The sequence below is a fragment of the Pantoea sp. NPDC088449 genome (genome assembly GCF_044753225.1).
GTDB lineage: Bacteria > Pseudomonadota > Gammaproteobacteria > Enterobacterales > Enterobacteriaceae > Pantoea > Pantoea floridensis.
This window is the reverse complement of sequence record NZ_JBIVMT010000003.1, coordinates 165460-190006: the sequence shown is the minus strand read 5'-3', so window position 1 is coordinate 190006 and position 24547 is coordinate 165460. Positions and strand designations below refer to the sequence as shown.

General features: G+C 52.7%; 19 protein-coding genes. 16 read left to right on the top strand and 3 right to left on the bottom strand.

The annotated features are described in order from the left end of the window. Positions 1-1284, top strand: a complete 1284-nt coding sequence (gene thrC, locus ACIP6T_RS15360; protein ID WP_097094986.1) for a threonine synthase — start codon at positions 1-3, stop codon at positions 1282-1284. 74 nt (positions 1285-1358) lie between these two features. Here thrC and yaaA read toward each other — a convergent pair whose 3' ends face one another. Then, complete coding sequence (gene yaaA / locus ACIP6T_RS15355) at positions 1359-2135, bottom strand: peroxide stress protein YaaA (protein ID WP_400458012.1); 777 nt, start codon at positions 2133-2135, stop codon at positions 1359-1361. A gap of 381 nt (positions 2136-2516) precedes the next feature. Here yaaA and ACIP6T_RS15350 point away from each other — a divergent pair, with 381 nt between their 5' ends. The 4 genes from ACIP6T_RS15350 (at position 2517) to ACIP6T_RS15335 (ending at position 9178) form a co-directional block, all read left to right on the top strand. Further along, positions 2517-5945 (top strand): inverse autotransporter beta domain-containing protein, encoded by a 3429-nt coding sequence (locus tag ACIP6T_RS15350; protein WP_400458011.1) that lies wholly within the window; start codon positions 2517-2519, stop codon positions 5943-5945. A 162-nt stretch (positions 5946-6107) separates the two neighbouring features. Beyond that, positions 6108-7061: a transaldolase gene (gene tal / locus ACIP6T_RS15345; RefSeq protein WP_097094983.1), complete on the top strand. Its 954-nt coding sequence runs from the start codon at positions 6108-6110 to the stop codon at positions 7059-7061. Positions 7062-7168: 107 nt separating this feature from the next. Further along, on the top strand, positions 7169-7756 hold the full coding sequence (mog, locus tag ACIP6T_RS15340; protein ID WP_400458010.1) for a molybdopterin adenylyltransferase: 588 nt from the start codon (positions 7169-7171) through the stop codon (positions 7754-7756). A 111-nt stretch (positions 7757-7867) separates the two neighbouring features. Further along, positions 7868-9178, top strand: coding sequence for an MFS transporter (locus ACIP6T_RS15335; RefSeq protein ID WP_345827294.1), 1311 nt, complete (start codon positions 7868-7870; stop codon positions 9176-9178). 34 nt (positions 9179-9212) lie between these two features. Here ACIP6T_RS15335 and satP read toward each other — a convergent pair whose 3' ends face one another. Continuing rightward, entirely contained in the window at positions 9213-9773 is a 561-nt protein-coding gene (gene satP / locus ACIP6T_RS15330; RefSeq protein WP_345827293.1) for an acetate uptake transporter, read from the bottom strand. Positions 9774-10071: 298 nt separating this feature from the next. Here satP and dnaK point away from each other — a divergent pair, with 298 nt between their 5' ends. From dnaK to nhaR, 4 genes are all read left to right on the top strand, one after another. Further along, a complete protein-coding gene (gene dnaK, locus ACIP6T_RS15325) occupies positions 10072-11976 on the top strand; it encodes a molecular chaperone DnaK (protein ID WP_097094979.1) in 1905 nt (634 codons plus the stop codon). A 104-nt stretch (positions 11977-12080) separates the two neighbouring features. Next, complete coding sequence (dnaJ, locus tag ACIP6T_RS15320) at positions 12081-13214, top strand: molecular chaperone DnaJ (protein ID WP_097094978.1); 1134 nt, start codon at positions 12081-12083, stop codon at positions 13212-13214. Positions 13215-13441: 227 nt separating this feature from the next. Further along, on the top strand, positions 13442-14620 hold the full coding sequence (nhaA, locus tag ACIP6T_RS15315; RefSeq protein WP_400458009.1) for a Na+/H+ antiporter NhaA: 1179 nt from the start codon (positions 13442-13444) through the stop codon (positions 14618-14620). A 37-nt stretch (positions 14621-14657) separates the two neighbouring features. Continuing rightward, a complete protein-coding gene (gene nhaR, locus ACIP6T_RS15310; RefSeq protein ID WP_400458008.1) occupies positions 14658-15551 on the top strand; it encodes a transcriptional activator NhaR in 894 nt (297 codons plus the stop codon). 61 nt (positions 15552-15612) lie between these two features. Here the strand turns inward: nhaR and rpsT are convergent, their stop codons facing one another. Then, the gene (rpsT, locus tag ACIP6T_RS15305) at positions 15613-15876 is read right to left on the bottom strand and encodes a 30S ribosomal protein S20 (protein WP_036619798.1); all 264 of its coding nucleotides are present in this window, start codon (positions 15874-15876) and stop codon (positions 15613-15615) included. A 318-nt stretch (positions 15877-16194) separates the two neighbouring features. Between rpsT and ribF the strand changes: the two genes are divergently transcribed. From ribF to carA, 7 genes are all read left to right on the top strand, one after another. Next, complete coding sequence (ribF, locus tag ACIP6T_RS15300) at positions 16195-17133, top strand: bifunctional riboflavin kinase/FAD synthetase (protein ID WP_097094975.1); 939 nt, start codon at positions 16195-16197, stop codon at positions 17131-17133. Positions 17134-17160: 27 nt separating this feature from the next. Continuing rightward, positions 17161-19980 carry an isoleucine--tRNA ligase gene (ileS, locus tag ACIP6T_RS15295; protein ID WP_400458007.1) on the top strand — a complete coding sequence of 940 codons (2820 nt, stop codon included), beginning with the start codon at positions 17161-17163 and terminating at the stop codon, positions 19978-19980. Continuing rightward, a complete protein-coding gene (gene lspA, locus ACIP6T_RS15290) occupies positions 19980-20480 on the top strand; it encodes a signal peptidase II (protein ID WP_097094973.1) in 501 nt (166 codons plus the stop codon). Before ileS ends, lspA begins: the two co-directional genes overlap by 1 nt. A gap of 3 nt (positions 20481-20483) precedes the next feature. Further along, complete coding sequence (gene fkpB, locus ACIP6T_RS15285) at positions 20484-20954, top strand: FKBP-type peptidyl-prolyl cis-trans isomerase (protein ID WP_097094972.1); 471 nt, start codon at positions 20484-20486, stop codon at positions 20952-20954. Then, on the top strand, positions 20935-21888 hold the full coding sequence (ispH, locus tag ACIP6T_RS15280; RefSeq protein ID WP_064737614.1) for a 4-hydroxy-3-methylbut-2-enyl diphosphate reductase: 954 nt from the start codon (positions 20935-20937) through the stop codon (positions 21886-21888). Before fkpB ends, ispH begins: the two co-directional genes overlap by 20 nt. A 223-nt stretch (positions 21889-22111) precedes the next feature. Then, a complete protein-coding gene (dapB, locus tag ACIP6T_RS15275; protein ID WP_400458006.1) occupies positions 22112-22927 on the top strand; it encodes a 4-hydroxy-tetrahydrodipicolinate reductase in 816 nt (271 codons plus the stop codon). 469 nt (positions 22928-23396) lie between these two features. Then, positions 23397-24545 (top strand): glutamine-hydrolyzing carbamoyl-phosphate synthase small subunit, encoded by a 1149-nt coding sequence (carA, locus tag ACIP6T_RS15270; RefSeq protein ID WP_097094970.1) that lies wholly within the window; start codon positions 23397-23399, stop codon positions 24543-24545. The last annotated feature ends 2 nt before the right edge of the window (positions 24546-24547 follow it).

The window sequence follows — 24547 nt, the reverse complement described above, 5'->3', positions numbered from 1 at the left end:
ATGAAACTCTACAACCTTAAAGATCACAACGAGCAGGTTAGTTTTGCTCAGGCGGTTAAACAGGGCCTCGGCTCGCAGCAAGGGCTGTTTTTCCCGCTCGAACTGCCGGAATTTGAACTAACCGATATCGATGCCATGCTGGAGATGGATTTCGTCAGCCGCAGCAGCAAAATCCTGTCTGCTTACATTGGCGATGAAATTGCGGCGCATCAGCTGGCTGAGCGCGTGAAAAACGCCTTTGCTTTCCCGGCTCCCGTCGCGAAGGTGAGCGCTGATGTGGCTTGCCTTGAGCTGTTCCACGGCCCAACGCTGGCGTTTAAAGATTTCGGCGGCCGCTTTATGGCGCAGATGCTCTCGTACGTAAGCGGCGCGGATGAGCAGATCACTATTCTGACCGCGACTTCCGGCGATACTGGTGCCGCCGTGGCGCATGCGTTCTACGGCATGGAAAACGTGCGCGTGGTGATTCTCTATCCGCAGGGCAAAATCAGCCCGTTGCAGGAGAAACTGTTCTGTACGCTGGGCGGCAACATTGAAACCATCGCGGTTGAAGGCGATTTCGATGCGTGCCAGGCGCTGGTAAAACAGGCATTTGATGATGAAGAGCTGAAGAAGGCGATTGGTCTGAACTCGGCGAACTCTATTAACATCAGCCGCCTGCTGGCGCAGATTTGCTACTACTTCGAAGCGGTGGCGCAGCTGCCACAAGAGCAGCGCAACCAGCTGGTGGTTTCCGTACCAAGCGGTAACTTTGGTGACCTGACGGCGGGTCTATTGGCGAAATCGCTGGGTCTGCCGATCAAGCGTTTTATCGCTGCGACCAATGCCAATGACACCGTGCCGCGCTTCCTCGGCAACGGCGCATGGCAGCCAAATGCGACGGTGGCTACGCTGTCGAATGCGATGGATGTCAGCCAGCCAAATAACTGGCCGCGCGTGGAAGAGCTGTTCCGCCGCAAAACCTGGCGCTTGACCGATCTGGCTTACGGTGCGGTTTCTGATGAAACCACCAAATCCACTATGCGCGAGCTGGCGGAGATTGGCTATATCTCAGAACCGCATGCGGCAATAGCTTATCGTCTGCTGCGCGATAACCTGCAGGAGGGCGAATATGGCCTGTTCCTTGGGACTGCGCATCCGGCGAAGTTCAAAGAGAGCGTGGATGAGATTTTAGGTCAGGATCTTCCGCTGCCAAAAGAGCTGGCCGAGCGTGCCGATTTGCCACTGCTGTCACACAATCTGAAAGGCGATTTCGCTGAGCTGCGGGCGTTTTTGCTGAAGTAAATCCAGTAGGTGCGCATTAATGCGCACCCTACATAACCATGCTGAGATGGGGTCGCCATTCATGGCGACCCTGCTTATTTCTGCTCGCGGCGCTTAAACACCAGCTCGTTATCTTTGCTTTCTGCCGCATCAAAGAAGTATCCATCCACATCGAATTTCTTCAACTGCGCTGGCTTGGTCAGGCGGTTCTGAATCACATAGCGGCTCATCAAACCACGCGCTTTCTTAGCGTAGAAGCTGATGACTTTAAATTTGCCGTTCTTCTCATCCAGGAAAACCGGTTTGATCAACTGCGCGTTGAGTTGTTTTGGCTTGATGGCTTTGAAATACTCATCGGATGCCAGATTGATCAGCACTTCATCGCCCTGTTCCGCAATTGCCTCGTTCAACTTCTCTGTTAGCAGATCGCCCCAGAAGCCGTAAAGATCCTTCCCGGCCGGATTCGCCAGCTTGATCCCCATCTCCAGACGATAGGGCTGCATCAGATCGAGTGGTCGCAGCAAGCCATATAAGCCAGAAAGCATGCGCAGGTGCTGCTGGGCAAACTCGAAATCGCCATCGTTGAAGGTTTCAGCCTGCAAACCGGTATAGACATCACCTTTAAACGCCAGAATCGCCTGACGCGCGTTATCTGGTGTGAATGTGGGTTGCCAGCTGTGAAAACGATCGGCATTGAGATGCGCCAGCTTATCGCTAATGCCCATCAGCGAGCTGATTTGCGCCGGTGAAAGGCCGCGCGCCACCTGAATCAGCTGTTGTGACTTGTCTAACAACGCCGGCTGAGTAAAACGCTTGGTCGCCAGCGGGCTTTCGTAATCCAGCGTCTTCGCAGGAGAGATGACAATCAGCATGGTTTTGCTTTTCCATTGAGTTTTGAAATGACGTGATGAGTGTAACAAATTCATCTGCGTAATCGAACCGGCCAGAGTGCGTTGTTAATTATCAAAGCAACAGGTGGACTTTTAAGAAACGGTAAATAGAGGTATCGATGTTATTTGTGGTGCAGGTTAAGCCCAGTCTTAAATTTAACTTTTTTCCTTTATAAAATTCTGAAAGTTTAATGTTGAGAACGGTCTCAAAGGATGTCTTTTTGTATTTTGTGTTTATTTATCAATTATTTATTATTTTTGTTCAATCGTTTTCTTCTGATAAATTAAAGCGGCTGTTAATGGCTATTGGCGCATATCTCTATTAGCAATGGAGTGAAACTTTAACTATATGGATGAATGGTTATGAGCAATGAAGAAAATAAATTAATAAAAGAAAAAAGACGGTCGCAGCGAAATAGATCATCAGTTCAATTATCGGGTAAAAAATGGGTTGCCTGGACGACGTTATCCATACAGATCGCCACCCTATTAAGTTCAACATTGCTGCCGGTCGCGCAGGCCGCTTCAATAAGTCGCGACAATGAAAAAGCGCTCACGGCCAAACAGGCTGAAACCTTACAACAAACTGAACAAGAACGTTACGCCACTTACAGTGATAAAGCACAAACTTTGGCGACGGTACTCAGCCAGAAAGACAGCGCCAATGCCGCCAGTTCGCTGGTACGCGGTGCTGCCGTTAATGAAGTGAATCGTTCAGTTGAAAGCTGGCTAAATTTATATGGATCGGCGCGTGTTGCGCTGAACGTTGATGCAAAAGGCGGGCTGGACGGCAGTGCTGCCGATGTTCTCTTCCCGCTGTACGATCGTGAATCCTGGCTGTTATTTAATTCGCTGGGGCTGCGCCATATCGATCAACGTACCACCGGGAATATCGGTATTGGCGGTCGTTATTTCGCTGATAGCTGGATGATGGGTATTAATACCTTTCTGGATAATGACTTTACCGGTAAAAATCGTCGTTTTAGTGTGGGAGCAGAACTGGGGCGTGATTTTGCTAAAATCTCAGCCAACACTTACTGGCGCATCAGCGACTGGCATCAGTCGCGCGACTTTGTCGATTATGATGAGCGTCCAGCCAATGGTTACGATTTGCGCTTCGAAGGTTGGCTGCCGATCTACCCGCAATTAGGGGGGACGCTGGCGTATGAAAAATATCGCGGTAACGAAGTGGCTTTATTTGGCAAAGACCATCGTCAGAAAGATCCTTCCGCAATGACCATGGGCATTAATTACACCCCAATTCCACTGGTCACATTAGGCAGTAACTATCGAAGCGGAAGCGGCGGTAATAACGAAACGCAGTTCAATCTGCAGCTGAATTATCGCCTGGGTGATAAATGGAGCGATCACCTTGATAGCGATCGCGTAAAACAAACCCGAACATTAGCAGGCAGTCGCTACGATTTAGTCGATCGTAATAATACTATCGTTCTTGATTACCGCCGTAACGATACCGTCACGCTGGATATCGCGCCTAAACATAGCGGCAATGCCAGTGATACGTTATTAATCAAAGGTCATGTCAGGTCAAAATATCCGCTCAAAGCGATTGATTGGGATACAGGACCTATTTTGGCTGCCGGTGCGAAAATGGTTCAACAACAGTCTGATTCGATAGTGGTTATGCTGCCCGCCTATCATTACGATCGTGACCTGAATGCGAACAAGTATGTTATTTCCGCCGTCGCTCGGGATGAAAAAGGCAACGCTTCCAAACGTGTACAGACCGTGGTTGAAGTTATGCCTGCAACCGGTTCATTTGGCGCTGTGAAGGTGGTTAAGAATCACGCGGTCGCCAACCAGATTGAACACAACCAAATCACGGCTGAAATTCTGGACAATCTCGGGCAGCCGCTGGAAAACGTCGAAGTTCGCTTCAGCACATCCTCCGCCGCTCTGCTTTCCAGCAATAAAGCCTTGAGTGATGCCCAGGGTAAAGTCAGCGTGGACATCCGACATAACAAGGCGATATCGGTTCCCGTGACATTTGAAGTCAGCGGGAAACAACAGACAACGGCAGTGGACTTTATTGCTGACAGCACAACGGCCACCTTTGAGCCGGGAACGCTGCTGGTTAAACAGGATAATGCCATTGCGGATGGCGGTTCATTTAACCAGGTGACCGGACGTATCCTGGATGCTTTCGGTAACCCGGTCGCGGGCATGAAGATGACCCTGACGATGACCAATGGCGCGACGATACAGGGCGATGTGATTACCGATGAAAATGGTGTCTTCGTCGCGGATGTCTTCAACAAAAAAGCTGGTGAAGCGCGGGTTACTGTACAGGTCAATGGTCAATCTCAGGAGTTGAGTACGACGTTTATTGCCGATAACGGATCTGCTTCGCCAACCTTGACGCTGGTGAAGGATAACAGTGCCGCCAATGGCACGGCGATGAACACCTTGCAGGTGAAAGTCGTTGATGCCAATAGCAACGACGTTCCCGCACAGAGCATCACTGTCTCAGCCAGCAATGGCGCTAAATTAAAGGCCGATACCGTGGTGACCAATGCAAGCGGCGTGGCGACTATTGAAGTCAGTAATACGCTGGCTGGCATCACGAATGTCGTTATCGAAACCAACGGTAAGCAGCGTAAGCTGGATACGCACTTTATTGCTGATGTTGCTACGGCAAAAGTCACCGACTTTGTGGTGCAGCAGAATGGTGTGGTTGCCAATGGCAGTGCGACAAACACGTTGAAAGCAGTGCTTAAAGATGCCTTGAATAATCCGATTGCAGGCGAGGTCATCAATTTTACGGCGACCAATGGTGCATCTATACAGGGCAGTGGCACAGCGAGTAATGCACAAGGGGAAGTGATCGTTGCCGCGACGAACCTGCGCGCAGGAACCAGCAAGGTCAGCGCGGCATTCAATGGCTCGCAAATGACGCAGGATATTCAGTTTATTGCTGATGCGAGCACCGCTAAAGTTGATGATGCTACTTTTATTATCACCCGCGATCGTGCCGAAGCAGGAAAAGAAGCCAACCGCGTATCGATGAAAGTTGTGGATGCTAATAGTAACCCGGTGGCAGGCGTGAAAGTGCGGTTCAGCGCCACGAACGGCGCTACACCAGCAAATCCCGAAGTATCTACCGACAAAGATGGCAATCTTTCCGTGGAGATTAACAGCACAAAGATTGGCACTGCTCGCTTAACCGCAACGTCAGGGAATGTGCTGACTCGCGATCTCACGTTCTCGGGAATAAGTAGCATTGAGGGATTGGATCTGGCCAATGGCGCCGTTCGTAGCCATCAGCCTGGTGCTGCATTCCCTCAAACCGGTTTTAAAAGTGCCAGCTTCAATGTGGTGGTGAATAATCTGACGGCAGCGGCAACCGACTTTATCTGGAGTAGTAGCGACCCTGCGGTAACCGTCAATGCGAGCGGTAAAGTCACAATTAACGACTTGCCTGCTAGCCGCACGGTTGAAATCAGTGCCAAAGATAAGACAACAGCAACATCATTGCGCTACAGCTTTACGATTAAACACTGGGCGTTTGTTCCTTCGCCTAATAGCGACATCACTTATTCAGTTGCAAAATCGTATTGCGCATCTGAAGGAGCCGTTCTTCCCAACTCCACCTTGCTGGGGGCTAAAGGCGTTAGGGGTGTAGGAACGGTGTTTGGTGAATGGGGCGATTTAACGCGTTTGATAGCAACCTTATTCTGGTCTGATAATTCTCTCTACCATTTCCATCAAGATAGTGCTGAATATCATGCTAATACCGGAACGCTGTACTATCAGACTCTATGTATAAAATGAGTTTAAAATAGTTTTATTTTTTTCCCAAGAGGCAGATTAGCTGCCTCTTTTCCCTTTTTTCAGTAGCACTCTGTGCACTGAACCTCTCCTTGCACCGCCGTTGCTGCATGATATTATCCCTTCAGCTTTTTTCACCCTGACAGTCAACTAAGAGAAAAGAACATGACGGACAAACTTACTTCCTTGCGTCAGCTGACCACCGTAGTCGCCGACACCGGTGATATCGCAGCGATGAAGCTGTACCAGCCGCAGGACGCTACTACCAACCCTTCTCTGATTCTGAACGCCGCGCAAATCCCTGAATACCGCAAACTGATTGACGAAGCCATTAGCTGGGCGCGTCAGCAGAGCAGCAACAAAGACGATCAGCTGGCGCTGGTTTCTGACAAGCTGGCCGTCAATATTGGTCTGGAAATTCTTAAACTGATCCCGGGTCGCATCTCGACGGAAGTCGATGCGCGCCTCTCTTACGACACTGAAGCGAGCATCGCGAAAGCGCGTAGCCTGATCAAACTGTACAACGATGCCGGCATCAGCAATGACCGCATTCTGATCAAACTGGCGTCAACCTGGCAGGGCATCCGTGCCGCCGAGCAGCTGGAAAAAGAAGGCATCAACTGTAACCTGACGCTGCTGTTCTCCTTCGCGCAGGCGCGTGCATGTGCCGAAGCGGGCGTGTTCCTGATTTCGCCATTCGTAGGCCGTATTCTCGACTGGTACAAGCAGAACACCGATAAGAAAGAGTACGCAGCACACGAAGATCCAGGCGTGGTCTCTGTGGCTGAAATCTACAACTACTACAAGCAGCACGGTTATGAAACCGTGGTCATGGGCGCCAGCTTCCGTAACGTTGGTGAAATCATTGAGCTGGCTGGCTGCGACCGTCTGACCATCTCTCCAGGCCTGCTGAAAGAGCTGGCGGAGAGCGAAGGTACCGTTGAGCGCAAACTGAGCTATACCGGCGAAGTGAAAGCGCGCCCGGCGAAAATGACCGAAGCTGAATTCTTCTGGCAGCATAACCAGGATCCAATGGCTGTGACCAAGCTGGCCGAAGGCATCCGCAACTTTGCCATCGATCAGGGCAAACTTGAGAAGATGATCGCCGAACTGCTGTAAGGTGATATGTCGTGGCGGCGTCGAGTCGCCACGGTTTTACCCGCTTCCCTCGCTACTGTATTATCCTTTTCATTTCCCCCATTTGCAGCCTACACAGCGATAACACTATGGATACTTTACGTATTGGCTTAATTTCCGTTTCCGATCGTGCGGCGAACGGCATCTATCAGGATCAGGGCATTCCAGCGTTGGAAAGCTGGCTCGCCGCCGCGCTTGCCACGCCGTTTGAAATCGAAACGCGGCTGGTGCCGGATGAGCAGCCGATGATTGAGCAGGCGATCTGCGAACTGGTCGACGAGCTGTTCTGTCATTTGGTGCTCACCACCGGCGGTACCGGACCGGCGCGGCGCGATGTAACGCCCGACGCCACGCTGGCGGTCGCCGATCGTGAAATGCCGGGTTTTGGCGAGCAGATGCGCCAGATCAGCCTGCAGTTCGTACCCACGGCGATACTTTCGCGTCAGGTTGGTGTGATCCGCAAGCAGTCATTGATCCTCAATTTGCCGGGCCAGCCGAAATCCATCAAAGAGACGCTGGAGGGGCTGAAAGCTGACGATGGAACGGTCAAAGTGCCGGGGATTTTTGCCGCTGTACCTTATTGTTTACAGTTGCTTGAAGGGCCATATGTGGAAACGCATCGCGACGTCGTAGCAGCTTTTCGCCCTAAAAGCGCCCGCCGTGAGACAAATAACTAAAGATCGGCATTTTCAGGCATAAAATCTAGCAGCGCTGGTGTGGCAAAATATTGACGATATAGTAATTCAATCTTTACAAACGTCTGTTTAGCCTTTGGATACTGCTGGATTATGGATTCGCACACCTCGCGTCGACTCAATGGACAGGATTACAAAACGCTGTCGCTAGCCGCCCTTGGCGGGGCGCTGGAATTCTACGACTTCATTATATTTGTCTTCTTTGCCGCCGTCATTGGCGAGCTATTTTTCCCGCCAGACATCCCCGAATGGTTGCGCCAGGTGCAAACCTTCGCCATCTTTGCCGCTGGCTATCTGGCGCGTCCACTGGGCGGCATCATCATGGCGCACTTTGGTGACAAGGTCGGGCGCAAGAAGATGTTTAGCCTGAGTATTCTGCTGATGGCGTTGCCCACGTTGGCGATGGGTGCGCTGCCAACCTATGCCAGCATCGGCATCGCTGCGCCGTTGTTAATGCTGCTGATGCGCGTGCTGCAAGGCGCCGCGATTGGTGGTGAGGTGCCTGGCGCGTGGGTGTTTGTGGCCGAACATGTGCCTGAGAAACGCATCGGCTTTGCCTGCGGCACGCTAACAGCCGGATTAACCGCTGGCATTCTGTTGGGTTCGCTGGTGGCAACCGTGCTGAATACTGCTCTATCCCCGGCGGCAATTCGCGATCACGGCTGGCGCATTCCGTTCTTCCTCGGCGGTATATTTGGCCTGCTGGCAATGTATTTGCGCCGCTGGCTGCATGAAACGCCGGTGTTCCAGCAGCTGCAGCAGCGTAAAGCGCTGGCAGATAAATTGCCGCTGCAAACCATTCTCACCAGTCATAAGCGCGGCATCGTAATTTCGATGCTGCTCACCTGGCTGCTGTCAGCCTGCATTGTGGTGGTAATTTTGATGGCGCCCACGCTGATGCAGAAACAGCATGGCATTTCAGCGGCGCTCAGCCTGCAAGCCAACAGTGTCGCTACCATTATGCTGTTGCTGGGGTGCATCATCGCCGGATGGCTGGTGGATCGCTTTGGCGCGGCGCGTACGTTGGTGGTGGGTTCGATACTGTTGGCCATCGCGAGCTGGAACTTCTTCCATCAGCTGGGCAACACACCAGAAATGTTGTTTGTCTGGTATGGCTTAGCGGGTTTGAGCGTCGGCGTGGTGGGCGTGGTGCCTTTTGTTATGGTGCGGGCGTTTCCGGCGGCGGTGCGCTTTACCGGCATCTCTTTCTCGTACAATGTCTCATACGCCATTTTTGGTGGACTGACGCCGATTAGCGTGACGCTAATGATGAGTCTGACGCCGATGGCACCCGCGTGGTATGTGCTGGCGTTAGCGGTGATGGGTTTTCTGGTGGGCGTTTGGCTGTGGCGAGATAGCCGCCAGCGGCATGCACAGCTGGATGTGTCGCTGCACTCTTCATAAAAAAACGCGGAGCCCAACAGGCTCCGCGTTTTTTTTAATCACCGATTGGCAACACGCTGCGGCCAAACTTTTCGTTCAGGACTTCGCCCATCGCCAGATAGAACGCGCTCGATCCGCAAATGATGCCAATCCAGCCGGCAAAACGTATTAAGCCAGCGTTGTCAGCCAGATGTCCGATTGCCAGCAACGCAAACAGCAGCGCCAGGCTGGCAAACACAAACTGCAGCATTTTCGCTGACTTCAGCGTGCCGAAAAATAAAAACGCGGTGAAAATCCCCCACAGCGCCAGATACGCGCCGAGGAAGTGGCCATCCGCCGCGGCAGCCACTCCCAGTTTCGGCAGCAGCAGGATGGCGACCAGCGTTAACCAGAAGCTGCCGTAAGAGGTGAAGGCGGTCAGCCCGAAGGTATTGCCTTTTTTGTACTCCAGCAGCCCGGCAAAAATTTGCGCGATGCCGCCATAAAAAATGCCCATTGCCAGGATGATCACATCCATCGCGAACAGACCGGTGTTGTGTAAATTGAGCAGGATGGTAGTCATACCGAATCCCATCAGGCCCAACGGGGCGGGATTCGCCAGCGTAGTGTTGCTCATAATTCCTCAGAAGCAGCGTTTAAGATATTTTTAATGTTTACCCACGCATACCGCTGGGGGCGCGAGGCGCTGCATAATAATCAACCTCATTTTGGCCAACTTTGATCTTAATCGCGCAGAGAATGAAATTTTTTTTAGTTTTAACCCTTGATGCGCATCGAACCGGCCCCATTTAGTTGTCATCGAGCGTTGTGAGGCAGCAAAAAAAAGCCTGCTCCAGCAGTTGAAAGTGGTCAGTTTGACCGCATCTCTGTTTCACAACCCAAATTGGCAAAGAATTTAAGTAGGAGACGTTTAGATGGGTAAGATTATTGGTATTGACTTGGGTACAACCAACTCATGTGTTGCGGTTATGGATGGTGGTAAAGCACGCGTGCTGGAAAACGCCGAGGGCGATCGCACCACGCCGTCGATCATTGCGTATGCACAAGATGGCGAAACTCTGGTAGGTCAACCGGCTAAACGTCAGTCTGTGACCAACCCGCAAAATACCCTGTTTGCGATCAAGCGCCTGATTGGCCGTCGCTTCCAGGACGAAGAAGTACAGCGTGATATCAAAATCATGCCTTACAAAATTATCGGCGCTGATAACGGCGACGCATGGCTGGATGTAAAAGGCCAGAAAATGGCACCGCCGCAGATCTCTGCTGAAGTGCTGAAAAAAATGAAGAAAACCGCGGAAGATTTCCTCGGTGAAGCAGTAACCGAAGCGGTTATTACCGTTCCAGCTTACTTCAACGATGCGCAGCGTCAGGCGACTAAAGACGCCGGCCGTATCGCAGGTCTGGAAGTAAAACGTATCATCAACGAACCAACCGCAGCCGCGCTGGCTTATGGTCTGGACAAAGGTCAAGGCAACCGTACTATCGCGGTTTATGACCTGGGTGGCGGTACCTTCGATATCTCAATCATCGAGATCGATGACGTTGATGGCGAGAAAACCTTTGAAGTGCTGGCAACCAACGGTGATACCCACCTTGGTGGTGAAGACTTCGATAGCCGTTTGATTAACTACCTGGTGGCTGAATTTAAGAAAGATCAGGGTATCGATCTGCACAACGATCCACTGGCAATGCAGCGTCTGAAAGAAGCCGCTGAGAAAGCGAAGATCGAGCTGTCTTCTGCGCAGCAGACCGACGTTAACCTGCCGTACATCACGGCTGATGCAACCGGTCCTAAGCACCTGAACATCAAAGTGACCCGTGCGAAACTGGAATCACTGGTTGAAGATCTGGTTGCGCGTTCTATCGAGCCGCTGAAAGTCGCTCTGCAGGATGCGGGTCTGTCGGTTTCAGACATCAACGACGTGATCCTGGTTGGCGGTCAAACGCGTATGCCAATGGTTCAGGCCAAAGTCACTGAGTTCTTTGGTAAAGAGCCACGTAAAGACGTGAACCCGGATGAAGCAGTTGCCGTTGGTGCTGCGGTTCAGGGTGGCGTGTTAGCGGGTGAAGTGAAAGACGTACTGCTGTTGGACGTTACTCCGCTGTCGCTGGGTATCGAAACCATGGGCGGCGTGATGACCTCGCTGATCAGCAAGAACACCACCATCCCAACGAAACACAGCCAGGTGTTCTCGACGGCTGAAGATAACCAGTCTGCCGTGACCATTCACGTGCTGCAGGGTGAGCGTAAACGTTCGGGTGATAACAAATCACTGGGCCAGTTCAACCTCGACGGTATTCAGGCTGCACCGCGCGGTATGCCGCAGATCGAAGTCACCTTCGATATCGATGCGGATGGTATCCTGCACGTGTCTGCGAAAGACAAAAACAGCGGTAAAGAGCAGAAGATCACCATTAAGGCGTCTTCTGGTCTGAACGAGGAAGAGATCGAAAAAATGGTGCGTGACGCGGAAGCGAACGCCGAGTCTGACCGTAAGTTCGAAGAGCTGGTGCAGACCCGTAACCAGGGCGATCAGATTTCGCACAGCACCCGTAAGCAGTTAGATGAAGCGGGCGACAAGCTGTCTGCTGACGATAAAGCACCGATCGAAGCGGCACTGACCGAGCTTAACACCGCGCTGAAAGGCGAAGATAAAGCTGAAATCGAAGCCAAAATGCAGGCATTGATGGAAGTGTCCAGCAAACTGATGGAGCTGGCACAGCAGCAGGGTCAGGCAGCTGACGCTGGCGATGCTTCTGCGAAGAAAGATGACGACGTAGTCGACGCTGAATTCGAAGAAGTAAAAGACAAAAAATAATTGCCCCTGACCGGGCGCGACGGCTGGCCTGACAGCCGTTGAAACCAGCACGGGCGTAGGAGATTTCTCCACGCCCGTGCGATCATGTTAAGGGCAGAACAAATATGGCTAAGAGTGATTTATACGAGATCTTAGGCGTCTCTAAATCCGCAGATGAGCGTGAAATCAAAAAGGCTTATAAGCGCCTGGCGATGAAATATCATCCGGACCGTAACCCGGACAATAAAGAAGCCGAAGCGAAGTTTAAAGAAATTAAGGAAGCCTACGAAATCCTGACCGATGCGCAGAAGCGTGCGGCCTACGACCAATACGGTCATGCAGCCTTTGAACAAGGTGGTATGGGTGGCGGCGGTGGCTTCGGCGGCGGCGGTGCTGATTTCAGCGATATCTTTGGCGACGTATTTGGCGATATTTTTGGTGGTGGCCGCCGTCAGCGTGCCTCTCGTGGCGCCGATTTACGCTACAACATGGAGCTAACGCTGGAAGAAGCGGTACGCGGCGTGACCAAAGAGATCCGCATTCCTACGCTGGAAGAGTGCGATGTCTGCCACGGCAGCGGCGCCAAAGCGGGCACCAAACCGCAGACCTGCTCAACCTGTCACGGAGCGGGCCAGGTGCAGATGCGCCAGGGTTTCTTCACCGTGCAGCAGGCGTGTCCAACCTGCCATGGTCGCGGTTCGGTGATCAAAGATCCGTGCAATGCTTGTCATGGTCATGGTCGTGTTGAGCGCAGTAAAACCCTGTCGGTGAAAATCCCGGCGGGCGTCGACACCGGCGATCGCATTCGCTTGAGCGGTGAAGGTGAAGCGGGCGAGCACGGTGCACCGGCGGGCGATCTCTACGTTCAGGTTTCGGTGAAAAAACACCCGATCTTTGAGCGTGAAGATAACAACCTGTACTGCGAAGTTCCGATCAACTTTGCTATGGCAGCATTGGGCGGCGAGATTGAGGTGCCAACCCTTGATGGCCGCGTAAACCTGAAAGTGCCTTCTGAAACGCAAACCGGCAAACTGTTCCGGATGCGGGGTAAAGGGGTGAAATCGGTACGTGGCGGTGCGGTAGGCGATTTGCTGTGTCGTGTGGTGGTAGAAACGCCAGTGAGCCTTAATGACAAACAGAAAGCGCTGCTGCGCGAACTGGAAGAGAGCTTTGGTGGTGCAGGCGGCGAGAAAAACAGCCCGCGCTCCAAAAGCTTCTTCGATGGCGTGAAAAAGTTCTTTGACGATCTGACACGTTAATCTTGCCAGGCATGCTAACGAAGCGGAGAGGAAACTCTCCGCTTTTTTTATGTTTCGCTGTTAACCTGCCGCTCCTGATATATGCTCAATTTTGCCGGAATTGATGTAAGCCAAAAAAACCTGCTAAAAATCGGTATTATCGAGCAATCACTGAGAAATAAGCTGCTTTTAACGAGGTGTTTGAATCGCTACACTTCTCAGCCAAATGTCTCTACTCAGGAGGAGTTGTGAACAAACCCCGCAGTATTCGAAGCTTGCTGAAAAGCTTCATCGCCAGTGATGCCAGTAATGGCCTGGTACTGATTCTGGCCGCCGTGGTGGCAATGATATTAGCGAACAGCGCGGAGACCGCTCAGGGCTATCAATCATTGCTTGCGCAACCGGTACAAATTCGCTTTGGCGCATTAGATATCAGCAAAAACCTGCTGCTCTGGATCAATGACGCTATGATGGCGCTGTTTTTCCTGGTGATCGGCTTAGAAGTGAAACGCGAACTGGTTACCGGCGAACTGGCCAGCCGCGATCGCGCCATATTTCCGGTTATTGCTGCGCTCGGCGGCATGGTTTTACCGGGACTGATATTTTTTGCGTTAAACCATGGCGATCCTATTGCACGCAATGGCTGGGCGATTCCCACTGCTACCGATATTGCCTTTGCTTTAGGCGTGCTGGCTCTATTGGGAAGCCGTGTTCCGACCGCGCTGAAAGTATTCCTGATGGCGCTGGCGATTATTGATGACCTCGGCGCCATCGTGATTATCGCGCTGTTCTATACCAGCGATCTTTCTGTACTGTCGCTGAGCGTGGCGGCGGGGGCAATTGTGCTGCTGGCGATTCTTAATCGCTGTGGTGTACGCAATATCGCGATCTATATGCTGGTCGGCATAGTGCTGTGGACTGCGGTGCTGAAATCTGGCGTGCACGCCACGCTGGCGGGCGTTGTTGTCGGCTTCTTTGTGCCGCTGGAAGAGAAGAACGGCCATTCACCGGCTGAGCATTTAGCGCATGGCTTGATGCCATGGGTAAACTGGCTGATTCTGCCGCTGTTTGCCTTTGCGAATGCCGGTATTTCACTGAGCGGCATTACCTTTATGGATACGCTGTCGCCAGAACCGCTCGGTATCATTCTGGGATTGCTGGTCGGTAAACCGTTGGGTATTACGCTGTTCTGCTGGCTGGCGGTGAAGTGGCGGCTGGCGGTGCTGCCTGCAGGCACTACGATACGCGATATCATGGCGATTGGCGTGCTGTGCGGTATTGGGTTCACCATGTCGATATTTATCAGCTCGCTGGCCTTTGATGCCGCACATGAGCAACTGGTGACCTTCTCCAAACTGGGGATTCTTAGCGGCTCAATGCTCTCAGCGGTGATCGGTTATACGCTGCTGCGCATCAAACTGCGTTAAAGAGAGGAAAGAGGGCGCAAGCCCTCTTTTTTTGCCGATGAATCAGCTTAACTTCAATCATCTCTACTATTTCTGGCAGGTGTGCAAAACCGGTTCGGTGGTGCGGGCGGCAGATGTGCTGTGCCTTGCGCCACAAACCGTTACCGGCCAGATTAAGTCACTGGAAGAGCAGTTAGGCGGCGTGCTGTTTCGCCGTCAGGGACGCGGCTTAGTGCCTTCAGAACTCGGACAATTGGTGTTCCGCTACGCCGACCGCATGTTCATGTTGAGCCAGGAGATGCTCGATATCGTTAACTACCGCAAAGAGTCGCATCTGCTGTTTGACGTGGGCGTCGCGGATGCGCTGTCTAAGCAGTTGGTGAGCAAGGTGCTGGAAGCTGCGGTGGTCGCTGATGAGAGAATCCATCTGCGCTGCTTTGAATCGACACACGAGTTGCTGCTGGAGCAGCTCAGCCAGCATAAGCTGGATATGATCCTCTCCGATTGCCCAATTGATTCCACGCAGCAGGAAGGGCTGTTTTCGGTCAAACTTGGTGAGTGTCCAGTTAGCTTCTGGTGTCACACCCCGTTGCCAACCATGCCGTTCCCCGCTTGTCTGGAAGCGCGTCGCTTGTTGATTCCGGGACGGCGCTCCATGCTCGGACGCAAACTGCTGAACTGGATTCATAGCCAGGGTTTGCAGGTGGAGATTCTGGGGGAATTTGATGATGCGGCATTGATGAAGGCGTTTGGTGCGCTAAATAACGCGATTTTCGTCGCCCCCTCACTGTACGGCGCAGACATCTATCGTGATGATGCTATCCGGGAAATTGGGCGTTTAGATTCGGTGCTGGAAGAGTATCACGTGATCTTTGCCGAACGTATGATCCAGCATCCGGCGGTACAGCGGATTTGCCATCGCGATTTCAGTACGCTGTTTACCACGCAATGACAGGCATAAAAAAACCGGCTAAGCGCCGGTTCTTTCTACAAAGCGATTAACAGACGGGCGATTAAGCCAGTTTGTTGATCTGTGCAGTCAGGTTTGCTTTATGACGTGCAGCTTTGTTTTTGTGGATCAGACCTTTAGCAGCCTGACGGTCCACGAGTGGTTGCATTTCGTTGAATGCGTTCTGCGCAGCAGCTTTGTCGCCTGTTGCGATAGCCGCGTATACTTTCTTAATGAAAGTACGCATCATTGAACGGTTGCTTGCGTTATGCTTGCGACGTTTCTCAGATGTTACGGCGCGTTTCTTAGCTGATTTGATATTAGCCAAGGTCCAACTCCCAAATGTGATCTATATGGACAAATCAAAGGCCGAGGACTATGCCTTTTGCGCCTTCTTATGTCAATGGATTTGTGCAAATAAGCGTCGTTTTAGTAACAACACTCGATTACGTAATTGATGGCGCAGGATTCTACCAGCAACGCGTCGTTGAATACAGTATTTCGCAGCAAAAATCTTCAGATCCTTGCTAAGCGACTGGCCACATACGGATTAACCCGCTTCAGAAGCAGGAAAGGCACGTATACGGGTTAACCTCAACGCCATTCAAGGGTATAATCCGCCGATTTCCACCGGTTTGAGTCAGCCATGAAGTTTATCCGCGGTATTTATAATCTGAAAGAGCAGCATCGCGGCTGCGTCCTGACCATTGGTAATTTCGACGGCGTACATCGCGGCCACCAGGCTTTGATGGCGCAACTGATTGCCGAAGGACGACAACGCAATCTGCCGGTGGTGGTGATGCTGTTCGAGCCACAACCGCTTGAATTGTTCGCTGGCGATAAAGCCCCGGCGCGCCTCACGCGTTTACGTGAAAAACTGAAATACCTCGAACAAGCGGGCGTCGATGCGGTGCTCTGCGTGCGTTTCGATCGCCGCTTTGCTGCGCATTCAGCGCAGAGTTTTATCTCTGAGCTGTTGGTCGATAAGCTGAACGTTAAATTCCTCGCGGTCGGCGATGATTTCCGCTTTGGCGCTGGTCGCCAGGGGGATTTCCTGTTATTACAGAAAGCCGGTGCGGAGTATGGCTTTGAGGTCATCAGCACCCAGACTTTTTGTGATAGCGGCAAGCGTATCAGCAGCACAGGTGTTCGTCAGGCGCTAGCGCAGGATGATTTTGCGCAAGCTGAAGCGCTGCTGGGCCATCCATTCAGCATCTCAGGCCGCGTAGTGCACGGTGATGCACTTGGGCGCACCATCGGTTTTCCTACGGCTAACCTTCCTTTACGGCGTACCGTTACGCCGGTGAAAGGCGTGTTTGCGGTTGAAGTTTTAGGCCTCGGCGAACAGCCGCTGCCGGGCGTGGCAAATATTGGTACACGTCCAACGGTGAAAGGTTTACGTCAGCAGCTTGAAGTTCATCTGCTTGACACACATATGAATCTTTATGGGCGTCACATTGAAGTGGTGCTGAAACAGAAGATTCGCGATGAACAGCGTTTCGCTTCGCTGGACGCGTTGAAAGAACAAATTGCGAAAGATGTGGTGACGGCCCGCCAATTCTTTGGGCTAAAAACACCGGTTTAATGACCGAAATACGGAATCGAGAATCTGATGAGTGACTATAAATCTACCCTGAATTTGCCGGAAACGGGGTTCCCGATGCGTGGCGATCTGGCCAAGCGTGAACCGGGAATGCTGCAACGTTGGTATGATGACAACCTGTACGGCATCATCCGCGAAGCCAAAAAAGGGAAAAAAACCTTTATTTTGCATGATGGCCCTCCTTATGCGAACGGCAGCATTCATATTGGTCACTCAGTTAACAAGATTCTGAAAGACATTATCGTTAAGTCGAAAGGCATGGCGGGCTATGACTCGCCGTACGTTCCTGGTTGGGACTGCCACGGCTTGCCGATTGAACACAAAGTTGAGCAGATGATCGGTAAGCCGGGCGAGAAAGTGAGCGCGGCTGAATTCCGTGCAGCTTGCCGTCAATATGCGGCTGAGCAGGTAGAAGGTCAGAAAAATGACTTCATCCGTCTCGGCGTATTAGGCGACTGGGATCGTCCTTACCTGACGATGAATTTCCAGACTGAAGCCAACATCATCCGCGCACTGGGTAAAATCATCGGCAACGGGCATCTGCACAAAGGCGCCAAGCCGGTGCACTGGTGCATGGATTGCCGTTCTGCGCTGGCTGAAGCGGAAGTCGAGTACTACGACAAAACCTCACCGTCCATCGACGTGATGTTCAATGCCGTTGATGCTGACGCGGTACGCGCGAAGTTTGGTGTAACCCGCTCAGAAGGCCCGGTTTCGCTGGTTATCTGGACCACCACGCCGTGGACCATGCCCGCCAACCGCGGTATCTCGCTGCATCCGGAATTTGAATACCAGCTGCTGCAGATTGAAGGCCGCAGTCTGATCCTCGCTAAAGAGATGGTCGAAAGCGTGATGAAGCGCGCCGGCATCAGCGACTGGACAGTGCTGGGCGAATGCAACGGCGCGGCACTTGAGCTACAACTGTTCCAGCATCCGTTCCTTGAGCAGATCCAATCCAAAGTAGTTCTGGGTGAACACGTAACCCTGGAAGCCGGTACCGGTGCGGTACACACTGCACCTGGTCACGGCCCGGATGACTATGTGATCGGTCAGAAATATGGCCTGGAAACCGCCAATCCGGTTGGTCCGGACGGCGCTTATCTGCCAGGCACGTATCCTACGCTGGATGGCGTGAACGTCTTTAAAGCCAACGACATGATCGTTGAGCTGCTGAAAGAGAAGGGTGCGCTGCTGCACGTTGAGAAACTGCTGCACAGCTATCCGCACTGCTGGCGTCACAAAACGCCGATCATCTTCCGCGCTACGCCGCAATGGTTCATCAGCATGGATCAGAAAGGCCTGCGTGCGCAGTCGCTGAAAGAGATTAAAGGCGTGCAGTGGATTCCGGATTGGGGCCAGGCGCGTATCGAAGCGATGGTGGCCAACCGTCCAGACTGGTGTATCTCACGTCAACGTACGTGGGGCGTGCCGATGGCGCTGTTCGTGCATAAAGAGAGCGAGCAGCTGCACCCAGATACCCTGGAGCTGATGGAAAAAGTCGCCAAACGGGTTGAGCAGGACGGCATCCAGGCATGGTGGGATCTCGATCCGCGCGATCTCATGGGCGACGACGCTGATCACTACATGAAAGTGCCAGATACCTTAGACGTCTGGTTTGACTCCGGATCGACCAGCTACTCGGTGGTGGATGCGCGTCCAGAGTTTGGTGGCCACACGCCAGATATGTATCTGGAAGGGTCGGATCAGCATCGCGGCTGGTTCATGTCTTCCCTGATGATCTCCACGGCAATGAAAGGTAAAGCGCCTTATCGTCAGGTACTGACGCACGGCTTTACCGTTGACGGTCAGGGCCGCAAGATGTCGAAATCCATCGGCAACACCGTGGCACCGCAGGACGTCATGGATAAGCTGGGCGCGGACATTCTGCGTCTGTGGGTTGCCTCAACCGATTACTCTGGTGAGATGGCGGTATCCGACGAAATCCTCAAGCGTGCCGCAGATAGCTATCGTCGTATCCGTAACACCGCGCGTTTCCTGCTGGCTAACCTCGCTGGCTTCAACCCGGCGACCGACTGCGTGAAGCCGGAAGAAATGGTCGTGGTAGATCGCTGGGCGGTCGGCCGTGCGCTGGCAGCGCAGCAGGATATCGTGCAGTCCTACGAGAACTATGATTTCCATGAAGTGGTGCAGCGCCTGATGCACTTCTGCTCCATCGAAATGGGCTCGTTCTATCTCGATGTGATCAAAGATCGTCAGTACACCGCGAAAGGCGATAGCCTGGCGCGTCGCAGCTGCCAAACCGCGCTGTGGCACATTGTGGAAGCGCTGGTGCGCTGGATGGCACCCATCATGTCCTTCACCGCCGATGAAATCTGGGGTTATCTGCCGGGCGAACGCGTGAAATACGTGTTCACCGAAGAGTGGTATCAAGGCCTGTTTGGTTTAGCGGATAACGAAGCGCTGAACGACGCCTACTGGGATGATCTGCTGAAAGTGCGTGGCGAAGTGAACAAGGTTATTGAACAGGCACGTAGCGATAAACGCATCGGTGGTGCGCTGGAAGCCACGGTCACGCTTTACGCGGATGCCGAGCTGGCAGCCAAGCTGCAGGCGCTGGGCGATGAGCTGCGCTTTGTGCTGCTAACCTCAGGCGCAACCGTAGCGGATTACGCCACAGCCAGCGATGAAGCGCAGCAGAGCGAGTTGTTAAAAGGTCTGAAAATCGCGCTGCACAAAGCTGAAGGCGAGAAATGTCCGCGCTGCTGGCATTACACTACCGATGTAGGCCAGAATCCCGAGCACGCTGCAGTATGCGGTCGTTGCTATACCAACGTTGCCGGTAATGGCGAACAGCGGAAATTTGCCTGATGAGTAAAGCGCTTTGTTCAACCGGTTTGCGCTGGCTGTGGCTGGTGCTGGTGGTGATTGCCATCGATTTTGGTAGCAAGATGTGGGTCATCAACAACATGATGCTGCATGAAACGCAGCCACTAATGCCGTTCCTGAATCTGTTCTACGCGCACAACTACGGCGCGGCGTTCAGCTTCCTGGCGGATAAAGGCGGCTGGCAGCGCTGGTTCTTTGCCGGTATCGCCATTGCTATCGTGGTGGCGCTGTTGGTGATGATGTATCGCAACCGCGCCGCTAACAAGTTAACCAATATCGCCTACGCGCTGATTATCGGCGGGGCGTTAGGCAACCTGTTTGACCGTTCATATCACGGCTTTGTGGTCGATTTTATCGACTTCTATGTCGGTGACTGGCACTTCGCAACCTTTAATATCGCCGATTGCGCCATCTGCATCGGGGCGGCGCTGGTGGTGTTAGAAGGTTTTCTCAGCCCGAACGGCAAACCGGCTAAGGAATAAAAGATGACAGACTTAGTTCAGCGCGATAGCGCGTTGCTGGTGCATTTTACACTGAAGCTGGAAGATGGCTCGACAGCTGAATCCACGCGCGCCAACGGCAAACCTGCGCTGTTCCGTCTGGGTGATGGCAGCTTATCGGCCGCGCTGGAACAGCATCTCATCGGGCGTAAAGTGGGTGACAAGCACGCCTTTACACTGGAACCGGAAGATGCGTTTGGCGGCACCAGTCCTGACCTGGTTCAGTACTTCTCGCGTCGTGACTTCAACGATGCGGGCGAACCGGAAGTGGGCGCCATCATGCTGTTTAGCGGTCGAGGCGGCAGCGAAATGCCGGGTGTGATCCGTGAAGTTTCTGGCGACTCGATCACCGTGGATTTTAACCATCCGCTGGCGGGTCAACGCATTCAGTTCGACATTGAAGTGCTGGAGATTGATCCGGTGCTGGAGGCCAACGATGCAAATCCTGTTAGCTAACCCACGCGGTTTCTGCGCAGGCGTTGATCGCGCCATCAGCATCGTTGAGCGCGCGCTGGAGATGTACGGCGCGCCCATCTACGTGCGTCACGAAGTAGTACATAACCGCTACGTGGTGAGCAGCCTGCGCGAGCGCGGTGCAATCTTCATTGAAGAGATCGCTGAAGTGCCGGACAACGCGATTCTGATCTTCTCCGCGCACGGTGTATCACAAGCCGTTCGCGCTGAAGCCAAAGCACGTAACCTTACCATGCTGTTTGATGCCACCTGTCCGCTGGTGACTAAAGTGCATATGGAAGTGGCGCGCGCCAGCCGTAAAGGTGTTGAAGCCATTCTTATTGGTCATGCGGGTCATCCTGAAGTGGAAGGGACCATGGGCCAATACAGCAATCCGAACGGCGGCATGTATTTGGTGGAATCTCCGGAAGACGTCTTTAAGCTGAATGTGAAAGATGAAAGCAACCTGTGCTTTATGACGCAGACCACGCTTTCCGTTGATGATACCTCGGACGTGATTGATGCCTTGCGTCAGCGCTTCCCGGCGATTATCGGCCCACGTAAAGATGACATCTGCTACGCCACTACCAATCGTCAGGAAGCGGTGCGCGTGCTGGCGCGTGATGCCGAAGTGGTGTTGGTGGTGGGTTCGAAAAACTCCTCTAACTCCAACCGGCTGGCGGAACTGGCGCAGCGTGCCGGCAAGCTGGCGAAGTTGATCGACTCAGCGGATGACATCCAGGAAGAGTGGGTTAAAGATAAGCAGGTCATCGGCGTTACCGCGGGGGCATCAGCGCCGGACATTCTGGTGCAGCAGGTGATTCAACGTTTGCGCGAGCTTGGTGGTGAAGCCGCCATTGAGCTGATTGGTCGCGAAGAGAACATCGTGTTTGAAGTACCGAAAGAACTGCGCGTCGACGTGCGCAACGTGCAGTAAGCGGTTCACGCCGCAGTAGAAATCAGGCCGACATTGTTCGGCCTTTTCTTTGTCTGTCGCCACGGAAAATCCCACTTCCAGCATGCGGGATTGCTTTTACTGATAATGTTCCGCGGCTAGCATAAAATTCTTATTATCCCTTTATTATTGTGGCGTGACGGTTATCGGACCGTTAACCTGTTTACGCTTTATATGCATAGATTTGTATCAGGAATGAATAATTATGAGTGAAATCCGCATTGCTATCGTTGGTGCGCCGGGTCGCATGGGACGCAATTTGATTCAGGCCGTTCAGCAGGCGGAAGGTGTCGCACTCGGTGCGGCATTGGCACGTAGCGGTTCATCGCTGCTGGGTGTAGATGCCGGTGAACTGGCGGGCATTGGTAAAACCGGCGTGATTGTCACCGACGATCTGCGACAAGTGGTCAACGACTTCGATGTGCTGATCGATTTCACCCGTCCGGAAGGCACGCTGGAGTATCTGACGTTTTGCCGCAAGCATAAAAAGGCGATGGTGATCGGTACCACCGGTTTTGATGAAGCCGGTAAAGCCGCGATTAGCGCGGCGGCAGAAGAGATTGGCATTGTGTTTGCCGCCAACTTCAGCGTCGGCGTTAACCTGGTGCTGAACCTGCTGCAGCAAGCGGCAAAAGTGATGGGCGACTACGCGGATATTGAAATCGTCGAAGCGCACCATCGTCATAAAGTTGATGCACCCTCAGGAACCGCGCTGGCGATGGGCGAAGCGATTGCCGATGCTATGAACTGGAATCTGGATGAGCACGCGGTCTATGCCCGTGTAGGCCATACCGGCGAGCGTAAAGCGCAAACCATCGGTTTTGCTACGGTGCGCGCGGGCGATATCGTCGGTGAGCATACTGCGATGTTTGCAGATATTGGCGAGCGCGTAGAGATTACCCACAAGGCTTCCAGCCGTATGACCTTCGCAAATGGCGCAGTTAAGGCGGCAAGCTGGCTTAAGAGTAAGAAATCTGGCCTTTATGATATGCGTGATGTGCTGGATTTATCGATGTTGTGAGTGTTGTGAACCATCGTGATGTGGTTATTTCAATCGGTAAGACCTTGATTGACGAGGGCAATGTGATCATTGCCCTTTATTTTATGTGAAAAAGCTCATCTTGAGTCATTATCTCTATGAGATTGTTGTTTTAAATTGTTTTAGTCTAATTATCAGGCTTCAAAAGGTCATTTTTGACCATTTGGTCAAAAATTTATGCGCGTTAGCACCACTTTGTAATTATTGCCGTCAGGCAACCGATTATTTTTCCGAGTTATCTCACTCTTTTATCGTCTTTCGCCATTTTTAACATTCAGGTGCCCGAAATATACAAAAAAATAACCTCATGGTGTAGACAAGGCGCAGGCCGATCATTAGAATGCGCGCAATTTGCCAAAATTCGAGTACTCAGGCGGGTTTTGCATTGATTCTGGCACTGCTTTTGAATTAATATGCAAATATTGTGACTGTTTATTCCCTGGAGGATGTTTTGATTAAGTCAGCGCTCTTGGTTCTGGAAGACGGAACCCAATTCCACGGTCGGGCCATCGGGGCTACGGGGTCGGCAGTGGGAGAAGTTGTTTTCAACACTTCAATGACCGGTTATCAAGAAATCCTCACTGATCCTTCCTATTCCCGCCAAATCGTTACCCTCACTTATCCCCATATCGGCAATGTTGGCGTTAACGCCGCTGATGAAGAATCCAGCCAAATTCATGCACAAGGCCTCGTTATTCGCGATCTGCCGCTGATTACCAGCAACTTCCGCAGTGAAGAAAGCCTGTCAGCTTATCTGCAGCGCAATAACATCGTCGGCATCGCCGATATCGATACGCGCAAACTGACCCGTTTGCTGCGTGAGAAAGGTGCACAGAGCGGCTGCATTATTGCGGGCGATAATCCGGATGCCGCACTGGCGCTGCAGAAAGCGCAGGCGTTCCCGGGCCTGAAAGGGATGGATCTGGCGAAAGAAGTCACCACCGCAGAAACTTACGCGTGGCAGCAGGGCAGCTGGACGCTGGAAGGCGACCTGCCGGAGCAAAAAAGCGCCGAAGCGCTGCCATTCCATGTGGTGGCGTACGATTACGGCGCTAAGCGCAACATCCTGCGCATGCTGGTGGATCGCGGCTGCCGCCTGACGGTGGTACCGGCACAAACTTCGGCGGAAGACGTGCTGGCACTTAATCCAGACGGTATTTTCCTGTCGAACGGTCCTGGCGATCCTGAGCCGTGCGACTACGCCATTAAGGCCATTCAGGCGTTCCTGAAAACGGATATTCCCGTATTTGGTATCTGCCTCGGCCATCAGCTGTTAGCGCTGGCGAGCGGTGCCAAAACCGTCAAGATGAAACTCGGCCACCACGGCGGGAACCATCCGGTGAAAGATCTCGATAACAATACCGTGATGATTACCGCGCAGAACCACGGTTTTGCGGTTGATGACAGCCAGTTGCCAGCGAATCTGCGCGTGACGCATGTGTCGCTGTTCGACCAAACCGTGCAGGGTATTCACCGCACCGACAAACCGGCCTTCAGCTTCCAGGGACACCCGGAAGCGAGCCCAGGCCCGCACGACGCGGCGCCGCTGTTCGATCACTTTATCGAACTGATCGAAGCTTACCGTTCTAACGCGAAGTAATC